The organism is Snodgrassella sp. M0110 (genome assembly GCF_016101465.1).
In the GTDB taxonomy this organism is placed as follows: Bacteria; Pseudomonadota; Gammaproteobacteria; order Burkholderiales; family Neisseriaceae; genus Snodgrassella; species Snodgrassella alvi.
On record NZ_JACFQM010000048.1, the window covers coordinates 1 to 225 of the forward strand.

The window sequence follows — 225 nt, forward strand, 5'->3', positions numbered from 1 at the left end:
GAGTAAATCTACCTATATCCGGATCATAATACCTGAAAGTATTGTAATGTAAGCCGGTTTCTCTGTCTAAATATTGTCCCTGATACCTCAGGTTCTGTTGTATCTCTTTATGAGCAATCTCCTGTATCGGTTTGCCCCATAGCTGATATGAGCATTCCCAGACGATTTCACCGGCTTCATCCGTCAGCTCCTCCGGCATGCCGTTCAGGTCGGTATGGAAGTAGT

1 protein-coding gene is annotated in these 225 nt (G+C 44.9%); it reads right to left on the bottom strand.

Translation table 11 applies throughout. The features are described from left to right. Positions 1 to 225, bottom strand: a 225-nt coding sequence (locus tag H3T84_RS12055) for an RHS repeat domain-containing protein (protein WP_198219347.1), incomplete at both ends; no start/stop codon positions are given.